The organism is Moorena sp. SIO3I6 (genome assembly GCF_010672095.1).
This window is the reverse complement of the sequence record NZ_JAAHHU010000110.1, coordinates 1-20637: the sequence shown is the minus strand read 5'-3', so window position 1 is coordinate 20637 and position 20637 is coordinate 1. Positions and strand designations below refer to the sequence as shown.

Annotated in this window: 20 protein-coding genes and 2 pseudogenes; 14 read left to right on the top strand and 8 right to left on the bottom strand. The window is 42.3% G+C overall.

Annotation, left to right across the window (positions count from 1 at the left end; genetic code table 11):
* Together F6K49_RS25170 and F6K49_RS25165 are read right to left on the bottom strand one after the other, a co-directional pair.
* Positions 1-839: aminotransferase class V-fold PLP-dependent enzyme (locus F6K49_RS25170; protein WP_293101066.1), on the bottom strand; the 839-nt coding region annotated here is incomplete at its 3' end.
* A gap of 386 nt (positions 840-1225) precedes the next feature.
* Positions 1226-1828 carry a hypothetical protein gene (locus tag F6K49_RS25165; protein WP_070391694.1) on the bottom strand — a complete coding sequence of 201 codons (603 nt, stop codon included), beginning with the start codon at positions 1826-1828 and terminating at the stop codon, positions 1226-1228.
* Between the two features lie 96 nt (positions 1829-1924).
* Here F6K49_RS25165 and F6K49_RS25160 point away from each other — a divergent pair, with 96 nt between their 5' ends.
* From F6K49_RS25160 to F6K49_RS25145, 4 genes and pseudogenes are all read left to right on the top strand, one after another.
* Positions 1925-2176 carry a hypothetical protein gene (locus F6K49_RS25160; RefSeq protein ID WP_293101063.1) on the top strand — a complete coding sequence of 84 codons (252 nt, stop codon included), beginning with the start codon at positions 1925-1927 and terminating at the stop codon, positions 2174-2176.
* Positions 2163-3026: a helix-turn-helix transcriptional regulator gene (locus F6K49_RS25155; protein ID WP_293101060.1), complete on the top strand. Its 864-nt coding sequence runs from the start codon at positions 2163-2165 to the stop codon at positions 3024-3026. The genes F6K49_RS25160 and F6K49_RS25155 overlap by 14 nt, the downstream gene beginning before the upstream one ends.
* A gap of 146 nt (positions 3027-3172) precedes the next feature.
* Positions 3173-4032 (top strand): annotated as a pseudogene (locus F6K49_RS25150) (IS1 family transposase).
* Positions 4033-4938: 906 nt separating this feature from the next.
* Positions 4939-5829 (top strand): phytanoyl-CoA dioxygenase family protein, encoded by an 891-nt coding sequence (locus F6K49_RS25145; RefSeq protein ID WP_293101057.1) that lies wholly within the window; start codon positions 4939-4941, stop codon positions 5827-5829.
* A gap of 241 nt (positions 5830-6070) precedes the next feature.
* Here the strand turns inward: F6K49_RS25145 and F6K49_RS25140 are convergent, their stop codons facing one another.
* The 5 genes and pseudogenes from F6K49_RS25140 to ectA all read right to left on the bottom strand — a co-directional run bounded on the left by F6K49_RS25140 (position 6071) and on the right by ectA (position 9034).
* On the bottom strand, positions 6071-6469 hold the full coding sequence (locus F6K49_RS25140; protein ID WP_293101054.1) for an ectoine synthase: 399 nt from the start codon (positions 6467-6469) through the stop codon (positions 6071-6073).
* Positions 6470-6531: 62 nt separating this feature from the next.
* Positions 6532-6783: pseudogene (locus tag F6K49_RS25135) on the bottom strand (IS1634 family transposase); the annotation flags it as partial.
* A 50-nt stretch (positions 6784-6833) separates the two neighbouring features.
* On the bottom strand, positions 6834-6911 hold the full coding sequence (locus F6K49_RS53550) for a hypothetical protein (RefSeq protein ID WP_366514225.1): 78 nt from the start codon (positions 6909-6911) through the stop codon (positions 6834-6836).
* Positions 6912-7261: 350 nt separating this feature from the next.
* Positions 7262-8512 carry a diaminobutyrate--2-oxoglutarate transaminase gene (ectB, locus tag F6K49_RS25130; RefSeq protein WP_293101051.1) on the bottom strand — a complete coding sequence of 417 codons (1251 nt, stop codon included), beginning with the start codon at positions 8510-8512 and terminating at the stop codon, positions 7262-7264.
* Positions 8513-8527: 15 nt separating this feature from the next.
* A complete protein-coding gene (ectA, locus tag F6K49_RS25125; protein ID WP_293101047.1) occupies positions 8528-9034 on the bottom strand; it encodes a diaminobutyrate acetyltransferase in 507 nt (168 codons plus the stop codon).
* A 408-nt stretch (positions 9035-9442) separates the two neighbouring features.
* Between ectA and F6K49_RS25120 the strand changes: the two genes are divergently transcribed.
* The 8 genes from F6K49_RS25120 (at position 9443) to F6K49_RS25085 (ending at position 18362) form a co-directional block, all read left to right on the top strand.
* On the top strand, positions 9443-9658 hold the full coding sequence (locus tag F6K49_RS25120) for a hypothetical protein (protein WP_293019356.1): 216 nt from the start codon (positions 9443-9445) through the stop codon (positions 9656-9658).
* Positions 9659-9735: 77 nt separating this feature from the next.
* Complete coding sequence (locus F6K49_RS25115; RefSeq protein WP_293060296.1) at positions 9736-10287, top strand: NUDIX hydrolase; 552 nt, start codon at positions 9736-9738, stop codon at positions 10285-10287.
* On the top strand, positions 10280-11704 hold the full coding sequence (locus F6K49_RS25110; RefSeq protein WP_293101043.1) for an FAD-binding domain-containing protein: 1425 nt from the start codon (positions 10280-10282) through the stop codon (positions 11702-11704). The genes F6K49_RS25115 and F6K49_RS25110 overlap by 8 nt, the downstream gene beginning before the upstream one ends.
* A gap of 25 nt (positions 11705-11729) precedes the next feature.
* The gene (locus F6K49_RS53545; protein ID WP_366514224.1) at positions 11730-12110 is read left to right on the top strand and encodes a hypothetical protein; all 381 of its coding nucleotides are present in this window, start codon (positions 11730-11732) and stop codon (positions 12108-12110) included.
* A gap of 988 nt (positions 12111-13098) precedes the next feature.
* On the top strand, positions 13099-14028 hold the full coding sequence (locus tag F6K49_RS25100; protein ID WP_293101037.1) for a ParB/RepB/Spo0J family partition protein: 930 nt from the start codon (positions 13099-13101) through the stop codon (positions 14026-14028).
* Positions 14029-14181: 153 nt separating this feature from the next.
* Positions 14182-14877 (top strand): hypothetical protein, encoded by a 696-nt coding sequence (locus tag F6K49_RS25095; protein ID WP_293101034.1) that lies wholly within the window; start codon positions 14182-14184, stop codon positions 14875-14877.
* A 3-nt stretch (positions 14878-14880) separates the two neighbouring features.
* On the top strand, positions 14881-15714 hold the full coding sequence (locus F6K49_RS25090; RefSeq protein WP_293101031.1) for a GUN4 domain-containing protein: 834 nt from the start codon (positions 14881-14883) through the stop codon (positions 15712-15714).
* A gap of 17 nt (positions 15715-15731) precedes the next feature.
* Positions 15732-18362 carry an SPFH domain-containing protein gene (locus F6K49_RS25085; protein WP_293101028.1) on the top strand — a complete coding sequence of 877 codons (2631 nt, stop codon included), beginning with the start codon at positions 15732-15734 and terminating at the stop codon, positions 18360-18362.
* On the opposite strand, the gene F6K49_RS25080 is transcribed toward F6K49_RS25085, so the two are convergent.
* Positions 18348-18485 (bottom strand): hypothetical protein, encoded by a 138-nt coding sequence (locus F6K49_RS25080; protein WP_293101025.1) that lies wholly within the window; start codon positions 18483-18485, stop codon positions 18348-18350. The two genes, F6K49_RS25085 and F6K49_RS25080, sit on opposite strands and share 15 nt — an antisense overlap.
* 55 nt (positions 18486-18540) lie before the next feature.
* Between F6K49_RS25080 and F6K49_RS25075 the strand changes: the two genes are divergently transcribed.
* Together F6K49_RS25075 and F6K49_RS25070 are read left to right on the top strand one after the other, a co-directional pair.
* Positions 18541-19302 (top strand): hypothetical protein, encoded by a 762-nt coding sequence (locus F6K49_RS25075; RefSeq protein WP_293101022.1) that lies wholly within the window; start codon positions 18541-18543, stop codon positions 19300-19302.
* A 222-nt stretch (positions 19303-19524) separates the two neighbouring features.
* The gene (locus F6K49_RS25070; protein WP_293101019.1) at positions 19525-20343 is read left to right on the top strand and encodes a hypothetical protein; all 819 of its coding nucleotides are present in this window, start codon (positions 19525-19527) and stop codon (positions 20341-20343) included.
* Positions 20344-20637: the final 294 nt, after the last annotated feature.

Sequence of the window (20637 nt, the reverse complement as noted above, 5' to 3'; positions counted from 1 at the left end):
AGAGTGGTCCACAGACCCTCCCGGAGTTCTATCAACCGTTGAGATTCTGAGGGTTGTTCTTCTAACCCCAGTTCCACAGCCTTAGCAAACCCCACAATCTGAGGGGTATAAAGTGTGCCAGAACGCATCCCTCGTTCATGTCCACCGCCATGGAGCTGGGGTGCAAGCCTTACTCTCGGGTTACGACGCCGGACATAGAGAGCCCCAATCCCCTTTGGCCCATAAATTTTATGGGCTGTCAAGGACATTAAATCAATCTTCATCGACTGCACATCCAAGGGGATTTTGCCAATAGCCTGGGCAGCATCTGTATGGAAGAGTACATTGTGCTGGCGACAAAGATCCCCAATCTCGGCCAAAGGCTGCAACACTCCAATTTCATTATTGGCTGCCATCACTGACAATAATATGGTATCAGGACGGAAAGCCTGCTCTAGCTGGCCTAAATCCACTAGTCCATCATCTTTTACCGGTAGAAATGTCACCTCAAACCCTAGGGTTTCTAAATAGTGACAGGGGTCAAGAACAGCATTGTGTTCAGTTTGCACGGTAATCAGGTGACGTCCTTTACTCAAATAAGCCTCAGCTACCCCTTTAATGGCTAGATTGTTAGCCTCTGTGGCACCACTGGTAAAAATGATCTCTACCGGTGTGGCATGGATAGCATCTGCCAGAATCTGACGCCCTTGTTTCACCGCTGCTTCAGCTTCCCAGCCATAGGTATGGCTGATACTCGATGGATTGCCAAAATGTTCAGTGAAGTAGGGTAACATTGCCTCCAACACCCGTTCATCCATAGGTGTTGTGGCATGGCAGTCTAGGTAAATTGGGCGATGCATGGTTTTTCGTTAGTTAAAAATTGCAGCTGGATATTCCGCCTACACTCGTATAGTTAGGAGGGGAGGAATGCTGCGTCCCACTAATGGTTTTCCTGATTTTGATAGGACTGCTACGGGATACATTATGATCAACCTGCTCCCCATCACCTGATCACCCCATCATCAGGTGATAGGGACCACAGTTTTTGAGACTGCTTTCCTAGATCACCAAGGGCTACAGGTTAAAATCCCATTACCCAAGCGATGCAGCGCGGTCTTGGGGGTTTCCCCCATGAGCGACTGCATCAAGAATGGATGGTTCATTTTCCATTGTCCATTTTTTGGCAGCTTTCGCTGTTCATTCTCCTCACAACCCACTCCACCCTTTAAGAATTTAGTGCAGTTCATCAAAACGGCAATTTTGACTGAATACGCTTTAACTCGAGACATGTTGAACAGATTGATTTAATTTTCCCTGGTGTCAAGGCAGAATTAACTACACGAGTTTTGAGACCGCATTTAGGACAGATGGGTTGATGATTAATGATCACCCACATGCCCCACTTGAACTCAATTACTTTTTCAAGCTCAAGCTGTTTCAGTCCTTGGGCAAGTCGCTCTTCTGAATACCGGCACTTCCTGTTCAATTCATCTTGAGTCAGTTTCCCATAGTCAGATGTACAGAGCAGATGAACGATTTTACCACAGGTTTCTTGTAAGTTACTTAATTGTTCTTGGGGAGCTACAGGCTTCTCCGGTTTGGTGTGGCGGGGAGGGCACAGTGGGTAGCTCGAGAAATTCACTCGATTCTGTGTAGTGACTTTCTGTGTAGTGACTTTCTGTGTAGTGACTTTCTGCTTCCAACCGACTAACGTTGAAGAACCACCGTGGCCACTTGTCATGGGAATGTAGCACTTATCTGACTTAATTTTGAGTTGCTGATTTTCCTGAGCAAGGGTATTGCTTTGCTTAGCGGTTACCCTTTTCTCCCAGTTCTGATGCTTTAACATATGGTGTAGATGTAATGGTGATGTTCAACCCTTTTCACAACTATCCTAATTTTGTTAAAAATATTGAACAACCGTGATTATACGTAAGATACTCTTTTGCCCACCGGGGAGTTGCCACTGAGTTTTCACGGAGAAGATAAGCTCAATCTATTCATATTTGGGCAGCATGGTGGTATGGACGCGCTTGGCTTCTGGCGATGCGATCGCATCGCCACCTGGGGTCAATTTCGATTTCTAGTGCTCCCTACCAAAGCGGAGAATGGCCACGCCCGAGCCTACACTTACCGGATCGGGAAGTGTTACATTATGTCACCAGAACAGAGTGGTAAAAAAATTGGACACAAGTAAAGACAGTTCCTTAAAACACAGCAAAATTCACCAAAGGCTAAGTCAATTGATTAAGGTACTGGCTCAAAAATTGGGTAGTGTCCGGGAACTTGCTAGGCAAGTCAATGTCACTAACAATACCTTGACAAATTGGATGAATTGTGATACTACTCCCAGCTTAGAGAAGCTAGAGAGGCTGGCTAAAGGTATTGGTTGGACAACGGAAGAGTTGATCAGCTTCTTGGTCAGTGAGGAAAACCCGATCGAAGCGATTGAACGGAACCAGAAATCGAGTTCCTCTACTTTGACACCACCTATTTCCATGGAGCAGATTTTGGCAGAGCTTCAGTGGCGACCAGTACAGCAATTAGTTGAGATTAATTTAGCGATCGCTAAACGGTTGCAAAGGGAATTCAGTGGTTCGACAGATACCACCGGCCTAGAGGAGGTGTTAAATCAGTCTCCTAAATTTGAGGAACTCAAGGGAGTGAAATTTATTTCACTGAGCTTAAAGGCCAGGCGACGATTAAAGAATTGGGTGACAATCTGCCAAAGTTATGTAGGCTTGAGTCCAGAGGAATTTATCCAAGTCGCTGTCGAGAAGCACAAAATTGACCCAGGAACCTTTGGGCTATTTTATAAGAGCATCATGGAACTCTCTAGTACTCCGTTTCCCCAGAGTTACTATGAGTGGCTTTTCCCGTTAATTTCTCCAGTGAGTGGTTGGATCGGGTCAGCACAAGAAACTCCTATTCTAGATTTTTCGAGAACTTACACAGAAACTTATACAGAACCTTGGAGTCATTTTATTGAGAATTTAGAAGACAGTGGTAATGGAGTGACTAGCAAGTCTAGTTCAGTTCTGTGTTAACCAGGTTTTATTAACGGTTGACGATTGACGGTTGACTGTCAACGGTGAAGATAAGTAAACTTTCTACACATAAACCGTTGCGGGTAGTGCATCAGAGAAGTGTGGGAATGGTAAGATGGCAGAGGTAAATAAAATACTTCAATGTTATGGAATGTCCTCTGTGTGGTCATCACAAGACTCATAAACACGGGAAAACTAGCAAGGGTTGTCAACGCTATTACTGTCGAGTTTGTCGGCAGACTTTCACAGAAACCTTTGATACTATCTATTACCGATCGACTTGTGAACCCTGAACAAATCCGTGCAGTATTACAAGCGATCGCAGCAAGGTTGCAGTTTAAGAGGAGTTAGCCGTACTACGCATCTGGCATACAACACAGTGGTGAGTAATGTCCGAAAAGCTTCTCTATTTGGACAAATGGTTCATAAGGCTCTTGTGCAAAAGGTAGAAACAGAGCAGATAACTAGCGATGAGTTTTGGTCATTTGTGCAAAAAAACAATTTCACTGTCTCCGAGATCAGATGATAGTGGGAGATTGCTGGATTGGGATAAATCAAGATCTTGGAAACGGACTAATTCTTGCTGCTAGAGTGGGCAAGCATACTGACGAGTTGATCTCTCAATTCCTAGTTAAAACAGAAGGCAAAACAGATTGTCAACAATGGCATACAGATGGTTGGGGTGGGTATGAGCGAGTTCTACCAACTGATGTCAAACACATCTGACGGTAAAGACCAGACCCAAAAATTAGAGCGAACGTTCCGGAATTGTCCGCCAGCAGACTCGACGGTGGCATCGCCGACAGAACTTGCTTTGCCAAAGCCTGGAAGCAAACTGAGGCAACAGTAAGGTTAGTGGTCAGCTATTTCAATTGGATTTGGATTCATAGTCGTGCATCACAATACAGCAGCACAAAGAGCCGGATTAGCTATCGCTCCTTGGAGCTGGCATGATTTAACAAAACTCGCGGAATTCCCCACCGTCTTTCACGGTGGGGATGGATAGCGAGACGAGGACTTGTTGCGAATCGTGTTAGAATAAAGTTGGTTGATGACCCGCCTGACTGACTAAAAGGCTACCTTCAAGGTGTAAAAGTACTAGCAGAGCTCAGGGAAGAGACTTGCCCCGGCTGGTTAGCCATAGAGCTGTAATTCCATGGTAAGTCTGTCGTAAAAGTTATACGTCTGCGGAAGGCGGATGTCTGCCTGTGGACGCTGAGTAAGACCAATTCCAGCAGGCGCGCGCCTCTGGTTGAGGCATCGGCGGATGAAGCGGGAAACCTCAAAGACGAATAAGACCGTCCCTGATTTGAGTTGAGAATTGGAAGCCCCAACCTCAGCGAAGCAGGTTGGGGTACTTCACTCACCTATTCCACACTTTGCTAACACCATTACTGCTATTGAGTAGTGCATCGTGCCATTACCGTGACAATCACGATTTAGCTATCCCACACTTCTTTAATGCACCACCCCTGAATCCTTACCTTGGAGGTTGCAACAAAAAGTTACGAGGTAGTATTTCTGTTAAGATAGCACTGGGGGTCGCCTGGTTGACTGACAAAACTTCCAGAATGCTTGTCCGATGGGGGCTAAGCGCGTTTATAGCCATCAGACCGTGAAAAGCTTATAAGCGCGGTAGTTGTGGTCGCGAGTTCACCCGCTCGATTCACCTGTTAAACAACAGATACCGAATAGGCTTTTTCCTTGGAGCCGAAAAAGTTTATAGAGAAAGGGATTTGGGGCTTTATTCCCAACTTTTGTCAGTCAACCAGGGTCAAAACGTTTTGATGATTGCTTCAAAACCAAACACTAAAAAAAGTAATTTAAACATTATTTTGGGGTATCATTATGGATACTGGAATAGTAGCATTAACAACTTATAAAATTCCAATATATTTGGAGAAATAATTCTATGAAAGTTGAGGTTGAACAAGATCTGTACCCTTCTAGGGGAGACAAGAGTGGATTTATTAAAAGAAAAGAGCAAATCATTTATGGTACTATTGAACAATTTAAAAAGGCTCAACTTGATAACAAAGAAGTTACTTTTTATAAAAAAAATGGGTACTTGATTATTGAAAAGATGTTATATTTTCATGAATTAAATAATTTAAAAAATGAAGCTGAAAAACTAAAAAAAAATTACTTAGAAGAATCTGAAAATCCAGAAATTATTAGAGAGATAGACTCTAAAATCGTAAGGTCTGTATATAATATTCATAAAACTAATGAAATATTTAAAAAACTCTGTTACAGTCGGAAGATTTTAAATATTGCAGAAGCATTGCTAGGAAGCCCAACATATATTCATCAATCAAGAATGAATTGTAAAGATAGATTTGATGGGAAAGGGTTTTATTGGCATTCAGATTTTGAGACTTGGCATAGTGAAGATGGTATGCCTAACATGAGAGCTGTAAGCTGTTCTATTTTGCTTACTGATAATAATGAGTTTAATGGTCCATTACTACTAGTACCAGGCTCTCATAAATACTTTATTCAATGTCCGGGGAAAACTCCAGAAGCTCATTATAAACACTCTTTAAAGAAACAGGAATATGGCGTACCTACAAAAGACTCAATCACCAAAATAATCAAGAAACATGGTATAACTTCGTTTAAAGCCAAAGCCGGTTGGGTTATATTTTTTGATTGTAATATAATTCATGGTTCATCTGACAATTTATCACCATTTCCTAGATATAATCTTTTCTTTGTTTACAATAGTATATATAATAAATTGATATCTCCCTATGCTGGCACAAAACCAAGACCAGAATTTATTGCATCAAGAGAGCATTAATTTATTATAGATATAGATAAATCAAATAGAATTTATCTATAAATTATCAAAAAGTCGTAAGCATTCAGCTCTCAGCTCTCAGCTCTCAGCTCTCAGCTCTCAGCTTTGAGCTTTTAAATAAAACAAGTAAGCATTCGTTTAATCTTTGTTACGTCAGCTGAATGCTGACGGCTGACGGCTGACGGCTGACGGCTGACGGCTGAATGCTTACAAAAAGTCTCTGTTGGAGTTGATTATTTTATTAGCTTTCCTCACTATTTATTTCATAAAAACCTTCTTTATTATGTACCTCGTCTCCAGTCAAAGGAGGATTAAATACACATATCATACGCATGGTTTCTGTTGCTCTTAAATAATGTCTTTCGTGCTTGTTCAAAAAATACAAAGTACCATCTGAAATAGGATGTATTTCACCTGTTTCTATGTCTTCTATTTCTCCATTTCCAGCTACACAATAAACAGCTTCGATATGATTTTTATACCAAATATAAGTTTCTGTTCCAGCATGAATTAAAGTATCATGTAGAGAAAAGCCAACTTGGTCATCTTTTAATAAAAAACGACGACTTGTCCAGTTGCCATTTGGTGCTTTAACTTCCCGCTTTGTTCCAATAATTTCTTTTAAGCGACGTACAATCATATAGTATTTCTTATTTACATATACTAATTATTACATATTGTATCCCACATTCCGCAGGTTTGTTACACCAGTAGATAATATTTTTGGCAGGGAGCACCAAGAAACTGAAGAATCCTGTGATGCTCATGAGTTAAGTTGACAATTTGCTCGACTCCGCCTAGGATAACTAAATGAATCGACTGAAAGCACTGAAATACCCACCGCATTGTCGGGGTAGCCGTCGGCTTACCCAATTGGTTGTTAATAGTTTGCTTAGTCCGGGCGAGAGCTTGGCGTAAGGCTCTTTGGGCGAGAGTGTAAACCAATAAACACAGACGGTCATCAAAGAGAAGCAGTGGTTCACTCCCCTCTCCGACGAAGATGTTCAGTGGCAATGCCATTCAAAGAATTTTTCAAATAGGTATAGTGGAGCGCTGACTAAGCCCTTACCATTGATAATCATGGCTTTTACCGCTACTTATGCACTGAGCTTCTCTTGGGAGTGGGTTCCCAACTCCTGGTTAATTTGTTCCACTAGGGCGTGTTTTCTTGCCTCGGAGATCCCCCTAAATCCCCCTTAAAAAAGGGGGACTTTGAGTATGGCTCCCCCCTTTTTTAAGGGGGGCTGGGGGGGATCATAATCTTGCGGAAAACTTTGAAAACACGCCCTAGCCCCATCTGGTCAATGATGCCTGCCACTATGCCACAGTGGTCAAGATCTTGTACTCTAACTCTAATTGAAGATGCTATTGGTTTCATCCATAGAAAATACCATAGTTATCCTCTCTAACCTGCGGAATGTGGGTTGTATGACTAATTTTCAGCAAAAACTTCTCTTACCGCTTCTGATAATTTATTTAATCCTATATTTAACACCTCTTCTTCAATAATCAGTGGCGGTAAAAATTTAACTACTTGACTGTTGCTACCACAAGTTTCCACTAATATTTTTTTTTCAAATGCTCTGGTGGAAACTTGTTTTGCAAAACCTTCTTTCGGGATTTCTAGTCCCCAAATCATACCTCTACCTCTAGCTTGCATTTGTAATTCTGGCAATTCATCAGCCAGTTTTTGTAAGGATTTTTGAATAATCTTAGATTTATATTCAACAGCCTTGGTTAAATCATCGTTTTCCCAATAACCAAGTAACTCCGTTGCAGCAACAAAAGCCAAATTATTACCTCTAAATGTACCTGTATGTTTTCCAGGAAGCCATTGATCAAGTTCTGGACGAATCAATAGTAGTGCCATTGGTAGCCCACCTCCAATGGATTTAGATAAACAAATCATATCTGGCAGAATTCCAATTTTTTCAAAACTAAAAAAGGTACCTGTTCGTCCATTACCGACTTGTATATCGTCAATAATAAATAATATATTAAACTCACGACATAATGCCTGAAGTTTTTTTAACCAAGTTTCACTAGCAATATTAATACCGCCTTCTCCCTGTATAGTTTCCACAATTATTGCGGCGGGTATCTCAATACCACTACCGGGATCTATTAATAGTTTTCGCAAATAGTTAATCGTGTCAACGTCTTTGCCGAAATAGCCATCAAAAGGGACATGATCTACATTTATCCTGAGACTATAAGCTTTATCATGATAAAACTGATTGCCTGTTATAGCAAGTGATCCCATCGTTAAACCATGATACCCATTGGTAAAAGCAATGATATTAGAACGCTTCTTGACCATACGAGCCAGTTTCAAGGCTGCTTCAACTGCATTAGTACCAGTTGGTCCAGTAAATTGCAGTTTATATTCAAGATTTTTGGGTACAAGAATAGTATCTGAAAACTTTTGCATAAAATTCATTTTGGCAACAGTTGCTTTGTCTAGTGAGTGTACAATACGATTGTTTTGCAGATAGTCTATCCAAGCCTTTATCACTTTTGGATTATTATGTCCATAATTCAAAACCCCTGATCCGGCAAAAAAATCAATATATTTATTTCCCTGTTCATCATAAATTACTGCACCTTCAGCCATATCAAAAACAGCAGGAAAAGAACGAATATAACTTCTGACATTTGACTCTAAAGACTCTATAATTTTCATGATTTGATTTATAAATTAATTTTTATTTAATTGAAGAGGAAAAAATTTATATAAAATCTCAGGAGCGTGTGATTCTGTATCAAAATGAGAAACATCAAGAAATGAATTGGTTTGGCAATTAGCTTTATTTTCCTCGGCAAAACCCATAAAAAGATTTTGTGATAATTTATTTGCCGGTGAAATGGTTGTTTCTAAACTTTGAATATCACTAAAATTTGGTTGTTTGGTTAGCCATTTTAACATATTCGTGGCAACTTTTCTGCCTCTGGCTTTTTCGGCAACGGCTACCTGCCATATAAACAGGCATTTCGAATTTTCGGGCTTTAAATAACCAGAGATGAAACCGATTATTTTCTGCTCATATTCTGCAACAACACAAGTATTTTTAAAATCACTACAAATAAGATAATAATAGTATTGGGAGTTAACATCTAAAGGTGGGCATTTTTTGATTAGATGATAAACCTCAAGTCCATCTTCTAACCTTGGATGTCTGTAAGTTATAATAGAATCGGCTTTCATATTTAGTTGACTTTTTTTTGAGTTTTTGTTATTGAACCAATCATCACAACACATGCATAATTGTTCAAAGCAAAGGGACATCGAGTTATGGGTACTCTATTTCATTTGAGCATTTTTTTTGATTGAAATAGTAATCCTTCAGCTATTATACCTGCATTTCATGATTTTTATTTTTTAATTTTTATTAATCGCTAAGAGAAGGAATTCCCACAAGACTCTGAAGGGGTGACGAAATAGCCTGAAACGCTTTAAATGTAAAGTGTTCACCATTTTGTGGAAAAAAAAAGATAGGTCGATTATTTGCAACAAGACCTACCAATTTAAAATGTTACCTGCATTTTACCAAAACCACTTAAGGTGCGCTTTCCGTAGGCGAATTAAATTCGCCTACGGAAAGCGCACCTTGAGATGACGCAAGTAAAAGTAAAATTAACAATTGTAGTGTTAGATATTGGCCAGGAGTCAGATGAGTCTCCAACACCGTCTGGTAGAATTGTTGAAAAAACTGGCATCCGGGAAGCAGTCACCCTTACTCTAAGTCTGGTAACCATTAGCCTCAAGCTGAAAGCCCATGGGGGAAAGAGCTTTGGTGCTTGCCTGGCACAAATTGCCGGAATTGGATAGAATCAGTGACGGGATTTGCGATCGCACAACTCCTCCAAGGGCTAAACTGTCTTAAGCCTTAATCCTTTATTTTTATGATGCTACCTGGTCAAGAACCCCCAGAACTCCTGAAAAAACACCTATTTTTCCAAGGAAGACGATTTAGCTTCGAGGTGAATAATCTACGTCTTCCTAATCAATCAGAAGGGCAATGGGAATGTATCCGTCACCCTGGTGGTTCCTTGGCGGTACCGGTAACACCCGATGGGAAACTGGTACTCGTACGGCAATATCGCTTTGCTGTTAGTGGGCGTCTTTTGGAATTCCCTGCTGGTACGGTAGAATCCCATGAAAACCCAGCTGAAACTATTAAACGGGAGATAGAAGAAGAAACTGGCTATCGTGCTCATAGCTGGAAATCTTTGGGTAAATTTCCCCTTGCTCCTGGCTATTCTGATGAGTACATTTATGCGTTTCTGGCGCAGGATTTGGAGAAATTGGAAGCCCCTCCTAAGCAAGATGCTGATGAGGATATAGAGGTGGTTTTAATGACACCAAAGGAGTTAGAACAAGCTATCTTAGAGGGTGAGCCAGTGGATGCTAAATCTATTTCCAGCTTTTTTATGGCTCGCCCGTTCTTGAATGAGTAACCTGATTCTCTTCTGGCATCGCCGTGATTTACGGATTTCTGACAATGTGGGACTAGCTGCTGCTTTTGAGCTAAGTCCCAAGCTTGTTGGTGTTTTCTGCCTTGACCCTATTATTATAGAGCGCGATGATATTGCCCCAGCAAGAGTAACTTATATGATTGGCTGCTTAGAACAATTGCAGCAAAGTTACAGGCAAGCTGGTAGCCAACTATTAATCCTACATCAAGACCCTAGGCAAGGAATTCCTAATTTAGCTACTGCTCTGGAGGCTAAAGCTGTTTGTTGGAATTGGGATGTGGAACCTTATTCCAAGGAACGGGATCAAGCTGTAGCAGCAGCTTTGAAGGAAAAGGGTATTGCTGTCTATAACTATTGGGATCAGTTATTACATGCACCAGGAGAAATTTTTACTAAGTCTGGCAACCCCTATAGTGTCTACACTCCTTTCTGGAAAAATTGGCAAGGTCAATCTAAGGCACAACCTGTAGCAACTTTGAGTAGGGTTGAATCCCTGACGGAAATAGAACAAGACAATGCCCTAGCAGCAGGGGTGATTGATTTGCCTAGCGCTAAAGATTTGGGGTATGTCTGGGAGAATGAATTGTTAGTGCCACCAGGGGAAAAGGTAGCCCGAGAGATACTGGAGGAATTTTGCGATCGCACTATTGGGGATTATCAGGAACAACGTAATTTCCCAGGGGTGGATGGTACCTCCAAACTTAGTGCTGCTCTCAAGTTTGGTGTGATTGGGATTCGCACGGTTTGGCAGGCGGCTCAGAATGCTTATAATTTGAGTCGCAGTGATGAAGCTCGCCAAAGTATCCAAACTTGGCAACAGGAACTGGCTTGGCGGGAGTTTTACCAACATGCCATGTATTTCTTCCCAGAATTAGCACAAGGGCCTTATCGGCAGAAATTCCAAGATTTTCCCTGGGAGAATAATCCAGAATTCTTTCAAGCTTGGTGTGAGGGCAAGACTGGCTACCCGATCGTTGATGCTGCGATGAGGCAGTTAAATCAAACCGGATGGATGCATAACCGCTGTCGGATGATTGTTGCTAGTTTTCTGACTAAGGATTTGATTATTAATTGGCAGTGGGGGGAAAAGTATTTTATGCAGCGGTTATGGGATGGAGACCTGAGTGCTAATAATGGTGGTTGGCAATGGAGTGCCTCTAGTGGCATGGATCCTAAACCATTGCGAATTTTTAACCCAGCTAGTCAGGCCAAAAAGTTTGACCCGGACGGTGAGTATATTCGGGAATGGTTACCAGAGTTGAGTTCTGTGGATACGGAGTATGTGGTGAGTGGGAAGATTCCTGAAAGCGATCGCGAAATGTGTGGGTATCCAGCACCAATTGTCGATCATAATCAGCAGCAGCGTCGGTTTAAGGAGTTGTATAAGGAATTGCAGTGATGCCAAGGCGTTGCTTAATAATGGAATGATTTTAAGAGTGAGGTGGAATGGGCATCAGGCGTGGAACTGGCATCTTGGTAGAACTGGCATCTTGCCAGTTTCAATATATTTTCGAGCGGGCAGGATGCCCACTCTACTCCTATTGATTCCAAGATTCAGCAATGCCGATGCCAAAGGTGGTGCGTTACCGGGCGGGCTGTCCCAACACTGGCGCTCGGGGTTGAACATGATGGCAAGCCCGCCCCTCACCCTACGTACTCTCTTCTTAATCCATGGGCAGACTTATATCAAAAAAAAGAACAAACTTGGCATGAGGCATCAGAGGTTTCAGAGCCTGCAAATAGCTCTTGGCATCCGAACGGTTATGGAAGCGAGCGAAAACTACTGGTTGCCTCCGTGGCAATAGCCGGATCATAACCCATGGGTATAGGCATGCACCATAAAACATAAAATTAAGTTATCTCCTGTAAGGGGGACCAAGAGCCAGCCTTGAGCCTACGGAAATCCCTAGGCTGGCTCTTCCCGTGGATTTTATGTCCACAATTTGATTTTAGCACAAATAAACTTAAATTATAACATATTTTGAAAATTTTTGTAACAAATTCTTGAGGTAGTCGGGAGCGGTGCGACCCTGATCTAAACAACCTACCCTTGTGAGTCTGATGAAAAAAGTACCTCACCCAAGTGGAAACCGTTATGAGATTTACAAATAGGTCATGAACAATATGGGTGATTTAGGATAATCTCGAAAACTCTACAAAGCTCTTTACTAATGGTAGCTGTTACCTGTTTTATCTTCCCTTTCCTGATCCATTATATGTTTCCATCTCATTTAAAAAAACTAAGATTATTTGCAGTTAACTTGATTATTTTTTTATCTGACCACTGATACTAATTCCTTGCTCCCTGCTCCCTTCGCGTAGCGTGGCCGACGGCCTCAGTACCTGCTCCATAAAACCCAGTAATTTGCATATCACCCAATCGGTAAGTACTATAGATCACAATTAATGTTGGTCTGAGAGTGCCCGGAAATAGTATTTAGAAAAATCCTATATACTTGAGGAACTGTTGCCTTTAGCTAATAGTATTTTTCCCTATTAAATCGAAAGACTATATTACTTCCTTGAAAGAATTTAATTCACTAGAATGGACTACAATTAGATTGAAATAGTTGCCCAGTGATACAGCGTATTATTGGGAGTTTTCCCCATGGGCGACTGCATCAAGACAGGGAAAAAATGTGCTAAAAAAAGCAAGGTTTTGAGGGAGGCTACCCATCCCTACCTTGAAGAAGGATAGGGAATTTCGCTCCCTAAAGCTCCCCCTATTCCTTAAAAGTACCTGGTCTACCCTTTCTCAAGTAATCTAGCGGTTTGGCTAGTGTGAAACTGCTTATGGCTACCCAATGTAAGTCCCTTTCCGAAAGTGTCCCAGAGTTGTTTGAGCGCCAGCTGACTACGGCGGCCACCAAAGTGCCAGCCGCTGCTGTTGTACCTTTGGAGTTAATATATCTCCCTCGGCAGAAACACCGACGCTATTTTGACCCACACCAGCTAGACGCCTTGATCCACTCAGTGCAGGAGCAGGGAATTTTAGAACCCTTGCTGGTCAGGCCAATTGGTTCCAATCACTATGAACTAGTGGCAGGGGAGCGGCGCTTAAAAGCAGCAATAGCTGTGGGTTTGAAAGAAGTACCAGTTAGAATTCGAGAGTTAAGTGAGTCGGAAGCACTGGAACTGGCCTTAGTGGAGAATCTACAGCGGGAAGACCTTAACCCTGTAGAGGAGACCGAGGGCATCTTGCAGTTGATTGCTCTGGAGCAGGGTTTAACTCAAGACGAAGTAGTCTCTGGGCTTTATCGGATGTACAACCAACTCAAAGGGAATGTGAATTCTGTTAACCCTAACGTTAGGGTTAGGGATTTTGAAGGTTATGTTCAGACTGTGTTTAAGTCTCTGGGACGGATGAGTTGGGAGTCGTTTGTCAAAAACCGACTCCCCCTGTTGAAGCTACCAGGGGATATCTTGGAGGCTCTGCGAGTTGGTCAAATCGAGTATACCAAAGCTCTAGCTCTAGCTAAAGTCAAAGATCAAGCCTCCCGTCAGGGGCTACTGGCAGAAGCGATCGCTAAATCCCTCTCCTTAAGTCAAATTCGGAAACGGGTTAAAGCCCTTCAATCTCCACCAGGACCTGGCAGATTTGTTGATCGCATCGATGCTACTTATAAGCGGCTTAAGAAGTCCAAGGTGTGGGAGGACTTAAAAAAGCGCGAAAAATTGGAATCTTTGTTGGCACAGATAGAAGAGTTAATTTCACTAGAATAATCAGTACCTAATCCAAAAGGAATAGGGCAATAAAATGACCAGGAGTAGTGGTAGAGCGATTGGGAGTCGAGAGTTCTACCTTAATTTAAAAATAGACACTAAATAGCCCATCTTTTATCCGCAATCCAACCCATAACCTAGGAATTTAAAGCTGTGATTTATTCAATTTTTTACCAGAGGCTGCAAGATTTGGAAGATAACATTGCCAAAGACCAAGAATTGCTTAAGGACTACGAGGACGAATTGTCCGATACAACGAATCCTCGTGACCGAGCTAAGTATCGCAGGGAAATTAAGCGACAGCGGGAGTCAGTTGCTAGATACCAACAGGAGTATAAAGATCTGAACCAGGAGTTGAAGGGGTCTCAATCTGCTCAGATGCAGAAAGTAGAAAGCCAGTTGCAACAGATGGATGCTAAGATAAACATCCTGTTGAGCGGTCAGGTTGCTATCTACGAAGACCTTAAGAAAACACGTCAAGCCTTACTAAACCGCTATGGTTCCACTGAACAGGTTGTGATTCGAGCGATCGCTGAGCAGTTAAATCAAAACCAACTCCTTTTGACTCAGAAACTGCTAGATGCAGTGGAAGCCAATCAGGTGCCAGACCAACAGATGCAGCAGATGCTAGCTTTGCTGGAGCAGCGTATTCCGGCTTTACCCAGCTCTGAAGTAGAAACTGTTGGTGAAATCATCAAAGATCCAGGCATGGATTTTAAACATAGGTTGAAAGTTGCTCTGCCGATTGTGCCAATGCTTGTGGAGTACGAAGGTGAGATTGAACTCGGAAGCGGATTCAACATCAAGTCGGCTTGGAAGCAATTGGTAGATAAATTACGGAGAAAGTAAACCGTGGATGAACGTCAGTACCTCCTAGAAGCAATTAATAAAGATCTTGCTTTAATCAAAAAAATTGAAGATCGGCTACGCTGTGAGGATAATCCACGCCGCCAACTTCAGTTAGAAACCGATAGTGAAGAAACTTGGCAAAAAATTCGTGAGCGAAAAGCTCATCTAAGCTCTCTGGAGCAAGAAGAACTGAAAAAAACAGTTTCATATTTACAGTTGTCTCCACTTAAATTAGATCCGTTACCTTTACCTGAACGCCCGATTCGGGATGAGGACTCTAGTTTAAATTCAGAGCCAAGACTGTCGGAGGAGCGGCCAGTTGTTAAGCCGCAGGATAAAAAACCTGGCGCTGACTATAGCAAACTTCGCGAGCTTTTGGAGGCAGGAAAATGGAAAGAAGCCGACTTGGAGACAGCTAGAGTTATCCTCGAAGTTACCAACCGAAAAAAGGAGGGTTGGTTAAGAGCTAAAGATATTGAAAACTTCCCTTGCTCAGACCTCTCGGTTATAAACAACCTCTGGGTAACGGTCAGTAAAGGTAGGTTCGGCTTTAGTGTGCAGAGGGAGATATGGCTGAATTTTGGTGGTAAACCTGGTGAATTTGATGCCAATTACTTTCTTGAATTTGGCAATCGTGTAGGCTGGCGAATAAACGATAAATGGCTAAACTATAATGATCTTTATTTTAGTTTAGATGCACCAAGAGGACATCTACCTTCTCTTCAGCTAACTGGATTGAAAAATGACCCTGGTTGGTTAAGTTTATGGAAGAACAATTTTAAAGGTTTTTTGTTGCCCATAGAAACCTGTTTTTTGAAGGATAATAAAACTTTATAAAGTTAGGTATACCTGATATGAATACTTTAGGAATGGTTGAAATTGGAGCCAACGAAGTTGGCATTGTGCGGAAAAAAAATGGTCAAAAATTACCCCCTGGTAGATATATTGCGATCAATGAAGAAGCTGGTTATCAGGCTGATATTCTTCCTCCGGGGAGATATTTTGGTTTCTTTTCGTGGAAATATGAAGTTCGTAGAGAGCCGATCATCAATATTCCTCGGGGAGAAATTGGGCTAGTCGTTGCCAAAGATGGACAACCGATTCCACGAGAACGAAGCTTGGGTAGGGTAGTCGAGTGCAATGATTTTCAGGATGCACGAGCATTTCTGGAAAACGGTGGTGAGAAAGGTAGTCAGCTAGGCATCCTCAGTGCTGGAATCTATCAAATTAACACTGAGTTGTTTACCGTTATTACCTCTGCCAATGCCATTGAGCATGGCATGAATCCCGAAGATTTACGAGTGTATAAAGTAGAGGCGGACAAAATTGGCATTGTTACTACCTACGACGGTAAACCAATACCTGTTGGTGAAATAGCGGGTTCAAGCGTTGGAGGTCATGACAATTTCCAAAATCCTCAACAATTCATCGATAGAGGTGGATTTAATGGTTTGCAAGAAGAAGTTATTTCCACTGGTTCTTGGAATCTAAATCCTTGGTTTGTCAAGATTGAACAGGTGCCGTTAACTAAAATCGAGCCTGGAAGAGTTGGAGTCATAGTCTCTCACGTAGGGAGAGCTCCTCACACTGACAGAAACGAACTTGTTGACTCTGGATATAAAGGGGTTTGGAAAACTCCCCTTTATACTGGCAAACATTCTATAAATACTAGAGTAATGGATGTACTGATTGTTCCAACTCATGAAATTACGTTAGATTGGTCAAACAAAGAGAAGCCACCAACAAATTATGATGCAAAGCTTCGTGCTTTAAAACTTCGTTCTAAAGATGGATATGTTTTTGATATTGAAGTTACCCAAGTTATTAGCATTGATGCTAAAAATGCTCCCAAAATGATTTCTCGTATTGGTTCCCAAGCAACTAGGATATCGGCTCCATCGGATGCAATTGAGCCGGGTCAAGAAAAACTCGTTTCAATCAGAAATCTGGTTACCAGAGTTTTAGAGCCAATGGTGGGCAACTACTTCCGCAACTCTGCCCAAGATTACAAAGCCATTGATTTTCATGATAAGCGCAGTGAACGACAGAAAGAAGCAGTGGCTTATATCACACCAGAACTCGATGAATATGGAGTTCGAGCTATCGGTACATTTATCAATGAGATCGATTTACCTGACGAATTGGAAAAGATTCTTAATGAGCGAGAAAAAACCAAGCAAGAGGCTGAAACTCTTAAGGAAAAAATAAACACAGAAGATATAATCGGCCAACTTGCCCAAGCCAAGGCAAAAACAAGTATGCAGGCCAAACTGGTTGAATCTGAAGCAGATATTGTTATCGCACGAAATCAGGCTCACGCAGATAGCATGAGAGCGCAAGGGCAAGCAGCATCGATTCAAGCAATAGGTAAAGCAGAAGCAGAAGTCCTCGGAGCTAAACTCAGTGCTGAAGTTGAAGCCCTCGGTGGCCCCCAATACTTTCTAGCTAAGGTCAGAGCAGAGAACTTGCCTCAAATTCAACTCCCTCAGGTCTTGGTTGACTCTAATGGAAGCCACTCTGGACTGCTTGATGCCTTCGTCGCTCCAATGCTGCTAGGCAACCCAATAACTCAACTGCCTCTACTTAATCCAGCTATCGGTGGTAAGCAACCAGCACTACCTACCACAGGATCTACAAAACTTCCTCAACTAGAAGCTTCCCTGCCACGTTATCCAATTGTGTTGCTACTCGATACCTCTAGTTCCATGCCAGGGGAGTATCTGGAACAATTAGTCCAGGGAATTAATACCTTTGACCAAGAATTAGTAAAGGATGAGACAGTTTGTCGTTGTGTTGAAGTAGCTATCGTAACACTTAGCAATTCTGCTAAAGTAGTCCAGTCTTTCACTACTGCTGGAAACTTTTCTGTCCATGAACTGGAGTTGAGCGGCACAGCAGCGACAGGGCGAGGAATTGAATTAGCACTGAAAATAATTGAAAACCGCAAGTCTATCTACAAAAACCAGAATCTGCCACTCTGTCCACCCTGGATAGTACTGATTACAGGTAGTGCTCCCAGTGATAACTGGCAGAATGCCGCCCAACAGGTAAAGCAGGAAGTGGCGGCAGAGCAACTCAACTTCCTAGCAGTGGGTGTTGAGGGGGCAGACATGGACATCCTCAATCAAATTTCTCCCCCTCAATTCCCAGCAACAAAGCTAAAAGACTGGAAATTTGCTCCCCTGTTCCACGGACTGGCTCACCAAATGAAACGAATTATCCATTACCAAGAGAAGGAAGCCTTGTTACAGGGATTGGTACAGGTTGTAGAACAAGCCAAGTCAGCTTTGAGTCCGGAACAAGCAAAGAAACTAGACGAATACACCACCAAGCTGATGGTACAAGTTTCTAAGGAACAACCATCCCGCCAGGAGTATACAGATAATGCAGCTGGATTATACAGAGAAGCTAGGGATATCGGAGAAGATGGCAAGCCGATTACAGAGCTGCTTCCAAATATCACCAAGAGATTAGGATTCAGCTAGGAACTTTTCTATATAGCGTTTTTCATAGCTATGAGGTACAAATAATTTCTTCCCGATTCCCGATTCCCGATTCCCGATTCCCTGTTCCCTGTTCCCTGTTCCCTGTTCCCTAAAACCTTGCACATCATTGATTGATAAATTTTTTATTATACCATAAAAGAGGAATCTCGACTAGACGGTGGCAGTAATTTACATAGGCGATCGCAATACCGGCAAGACAGCCTTAGCAATTGAGTTAACTAACTCTCAATTTGACTATGTCCATATCCCCAACCAGAGTTACGAAAACCTGAAGGCACTATTCTTTGATGAAACAGAAGACAAATTTCGACCCACACCAGTTGATCCAAGTAATGTCTATACCACTCGTTCCCTTGATGTAGAAGTCAAGTTACCGGCTGGTCGCAAGACCATCTCTGTAGACTGGATCGATACTCCCGGGGAAGTCTGGCGCAAATCCTGGCAGCGGGATAATCCCCAACAATGGCAGCAGGTGTTGGCAGCAGTAAAGCAGAGCGAGGGGATTTTGCTAGTCTTGCCACCCTATCGGGAAATGCTATTACCCCAGGCTCCGGTAGACTTCTCGGAATTTCCTACTCAACAACAGTGGTGTAATAGATTTCAACGGTGGGTAGATTTTATTCATTATGATTGCCCCAAGGTACGACATATTCTGATTTGCTTAAACAAAGCCGATCTATTTTGCAATTTAGAGCAAGAAGCCTTTCAGCTTGCCTATGATCCACTGCGTTCTCGCAAAAACTGGTATCAACGTAATAGCTATGTTTACCAGCGCTACTTTCGACCAGTACAACGTCAATTATTAGCCATGACTAAACCTCCTGCGGGGGTGCCTGTGCGTTGTTTTATTACCAGTATTTATAATCGTGCTCTGTTAGAACTACCCTGGATTTATTTAGCCAGCTTTCTTGCTAGTTAGGAGGTAAGCTATCAGCTATCAGTTATCAGCTATCAGCTATCAGCTATTAGCTATCAGCGATTAGCGCTACGCGCACGCGTGCGCGTTCAGCTATCAGCTATCAGCTGAACAAACCCTTTAGAATCAAACAGGTAAGCATTCTTTTAATCTTAGTTACGTCTACTGACGGCTGACCGCTGACCGCTGACGGCTGACCGCTTACGTTAGGAGAGGAATTACAAGATGGGAAATATTTTTGTGATTGGTCCGCGAAAATCAGGAAAAACCACTTATTTAGCTGGTTTGGCTTATTGGTCCGAGGGAAAAATGGCTTTTAACCAGAAGATGTTTACTGTCCACCCCTTGAATGACGATGCTAGATATCTTGCTGAACAAGCTAGAAATATAATCCTGTCAGGAGATTCCTTAGAAGGCACAAGACTTCCTGTAGGAGGGGTTAGTGATTTACCTGTTTACTCCTTTGAGATCGAAGTGAAGAGAAAGCTCCATAAGAACGAAACGATTAACCTAGTGGTTAAAGATGCGGCTGGAGAAATTTTTGATGAATTAGAATCAGGGTATATCAAGCCTGAACACGAAGAGTTGTTTCAAGAATTATTCACTAAAGATGTAGGGGGATGTTTAATTTTCCTGACTGGGTGGCAAGGGAATAGTGATGAGTATTACGCTCAAAAATTGAGGGTTTTTACTCAAAAAATCGATTTCTATGAAAGAACCAAGGACTTACGGGTAGCGGTGGCCATCACTAAATGTGAACGAGGGGAACTTTGGCCGGGCAGGCTTGATCCAGAAGTTGACTTGTTTGATGTGCATTTACCACAAACCAAATTATTGCTGCAATCGGAAATTGAACCAGAAAACTTGCGCTTTTTTGCTTTATCAACCTTTGGGGTTTTGGGTCGAAATGACCCCAGACCTAATCGTATCAATGAACCAGGATGGGATGGAGAAATGTCAGTGCTCAGAGACCCTGATAAATGGCAACCCTATAGTATATTTTCCCCCCTTTATTGGCTCAGTACAGGCAAAAGGATAAACTAAAACGCATTTAAAATGGGTTTTAGCAATGGCAATAGGCAAAAGGCAACAGCCAGTAGGGTGCGTTAGGGCGTGTTTTCAAAGTTTTCCGCAAGATTATGATCCCCCCCAGCCCCCCTTAAAAAAGGGGGGAGCCATACTCAAAGTCCCCCTTTTTTAAGGGGGATTTAGGGGGATCTCCGAGTTTGAAGACAGGCCCTAGGGGTGGGCTAACCAGGATTTTCGGCCTGTTCGCCCCTGATGGAAATAGCCCACCCCGTAACGCACCACTTTTTAGTTAATTTCAAGACCATACAT

What these genes read in the sequence shown, in the direction of transcription:
- F6K49_RS25165 (WP_070391694.1), bottom strand. Translation starts at nt 1,828, where the DNA reads ATGTTAAAGCATCAGAACTGGGAGAAAAGGGTAACCGCTAAGCAAAGC.
- F6K49_RS25145 (WP_293101057.1), top strand. Translation starts at nt 4,939, where the DNA reads ATGAAAGTTGAGGTTGAACAAGATCTGTACCCTTCTAGGGGAGACAAG.
- F6K49_RS25140 (WP_293101054.1), bottom strand. Translation starts at nt 6,469, where the DNA reads ATGATTGTACGTCGCTTAAAAGAAATTATTGGAACAAAGCGGGAAGTT.
- F6K49_RS53550 (WP_366514225.1), bottom strand. Translation starts at nt 6,911, where the DNA reads ATGATTATCAATGGTAAGGGCTTAGTCAGCGCTCCACTATACCTATTT.
- ectB (WP_293101051.1), bottom strand. Translation starts at nt 8,512, where the DNA reads ATGAAAATTATAGAGTCTTTAGAGTCAAATGTCAGAAGTTATATTCGT.
- ectA (WP_293101047.1), bottom strand. Translation starts at nt 9,034, where the DNA reads ATGAAAGCCGATTCTATTATAACTTACAGACATCCAAGGTTAGAAGAT.
- F6K49_RS25120 (WP_293019356.1), top strand. Translation starts at nt 9,443, where the DNA reads ATGACGCAAGTAAAAGTAAAATTAACAATTGTAGTGTTAGATATTGGC.
- F6K49_RS25115 (WP_293060296.1), top strand. Translation starts at nt 9,736, where the DNA reads ATGCTACCTGGTCAAGAACCCCCAGAACTCCTGAAAAAACACCTATTT.
- F6K49_RS25110 (WP_293101043.1), top strand. Translation starts at nt 10,280, where the DNA reads ATGAGTAACCTGATTCTCTTCTGGCATCGCCGTGATTTACGGATTTCT.
- F6K49_RS53545 (WP_366514224.1), top strand. Translation starts at nt 11,730, where the DNA reads ATGATTTTAAGAGTGAGGTGGAATGGGCATCAGGCGTGGAACTGGCAT.
- F6K49_RS25100 (WP_293101037.1), top strand. Translation starts at nt 13,099, where the DNA reads ATGGCTACCCAATGTAAGTCCCTTTCCGAAAGTGTCCCAGAGTTGTTT.
- F6K49_RS25085 (WP_293101028.1), top strand. Translation starts at nt 15,732, where the DNA reads ATGAATACTTTAGGAATGGTTGAAATTGGAGCCAACGAAGTTGGCATT.
- F6K49_RS25070 (WP_293101019.1), top strand. Translation starts at nt 19,525, where the DNA reads ATGGGAAATATTTTTGTGATTGGTCCGCGAAAATCAGGAAAAACCACT.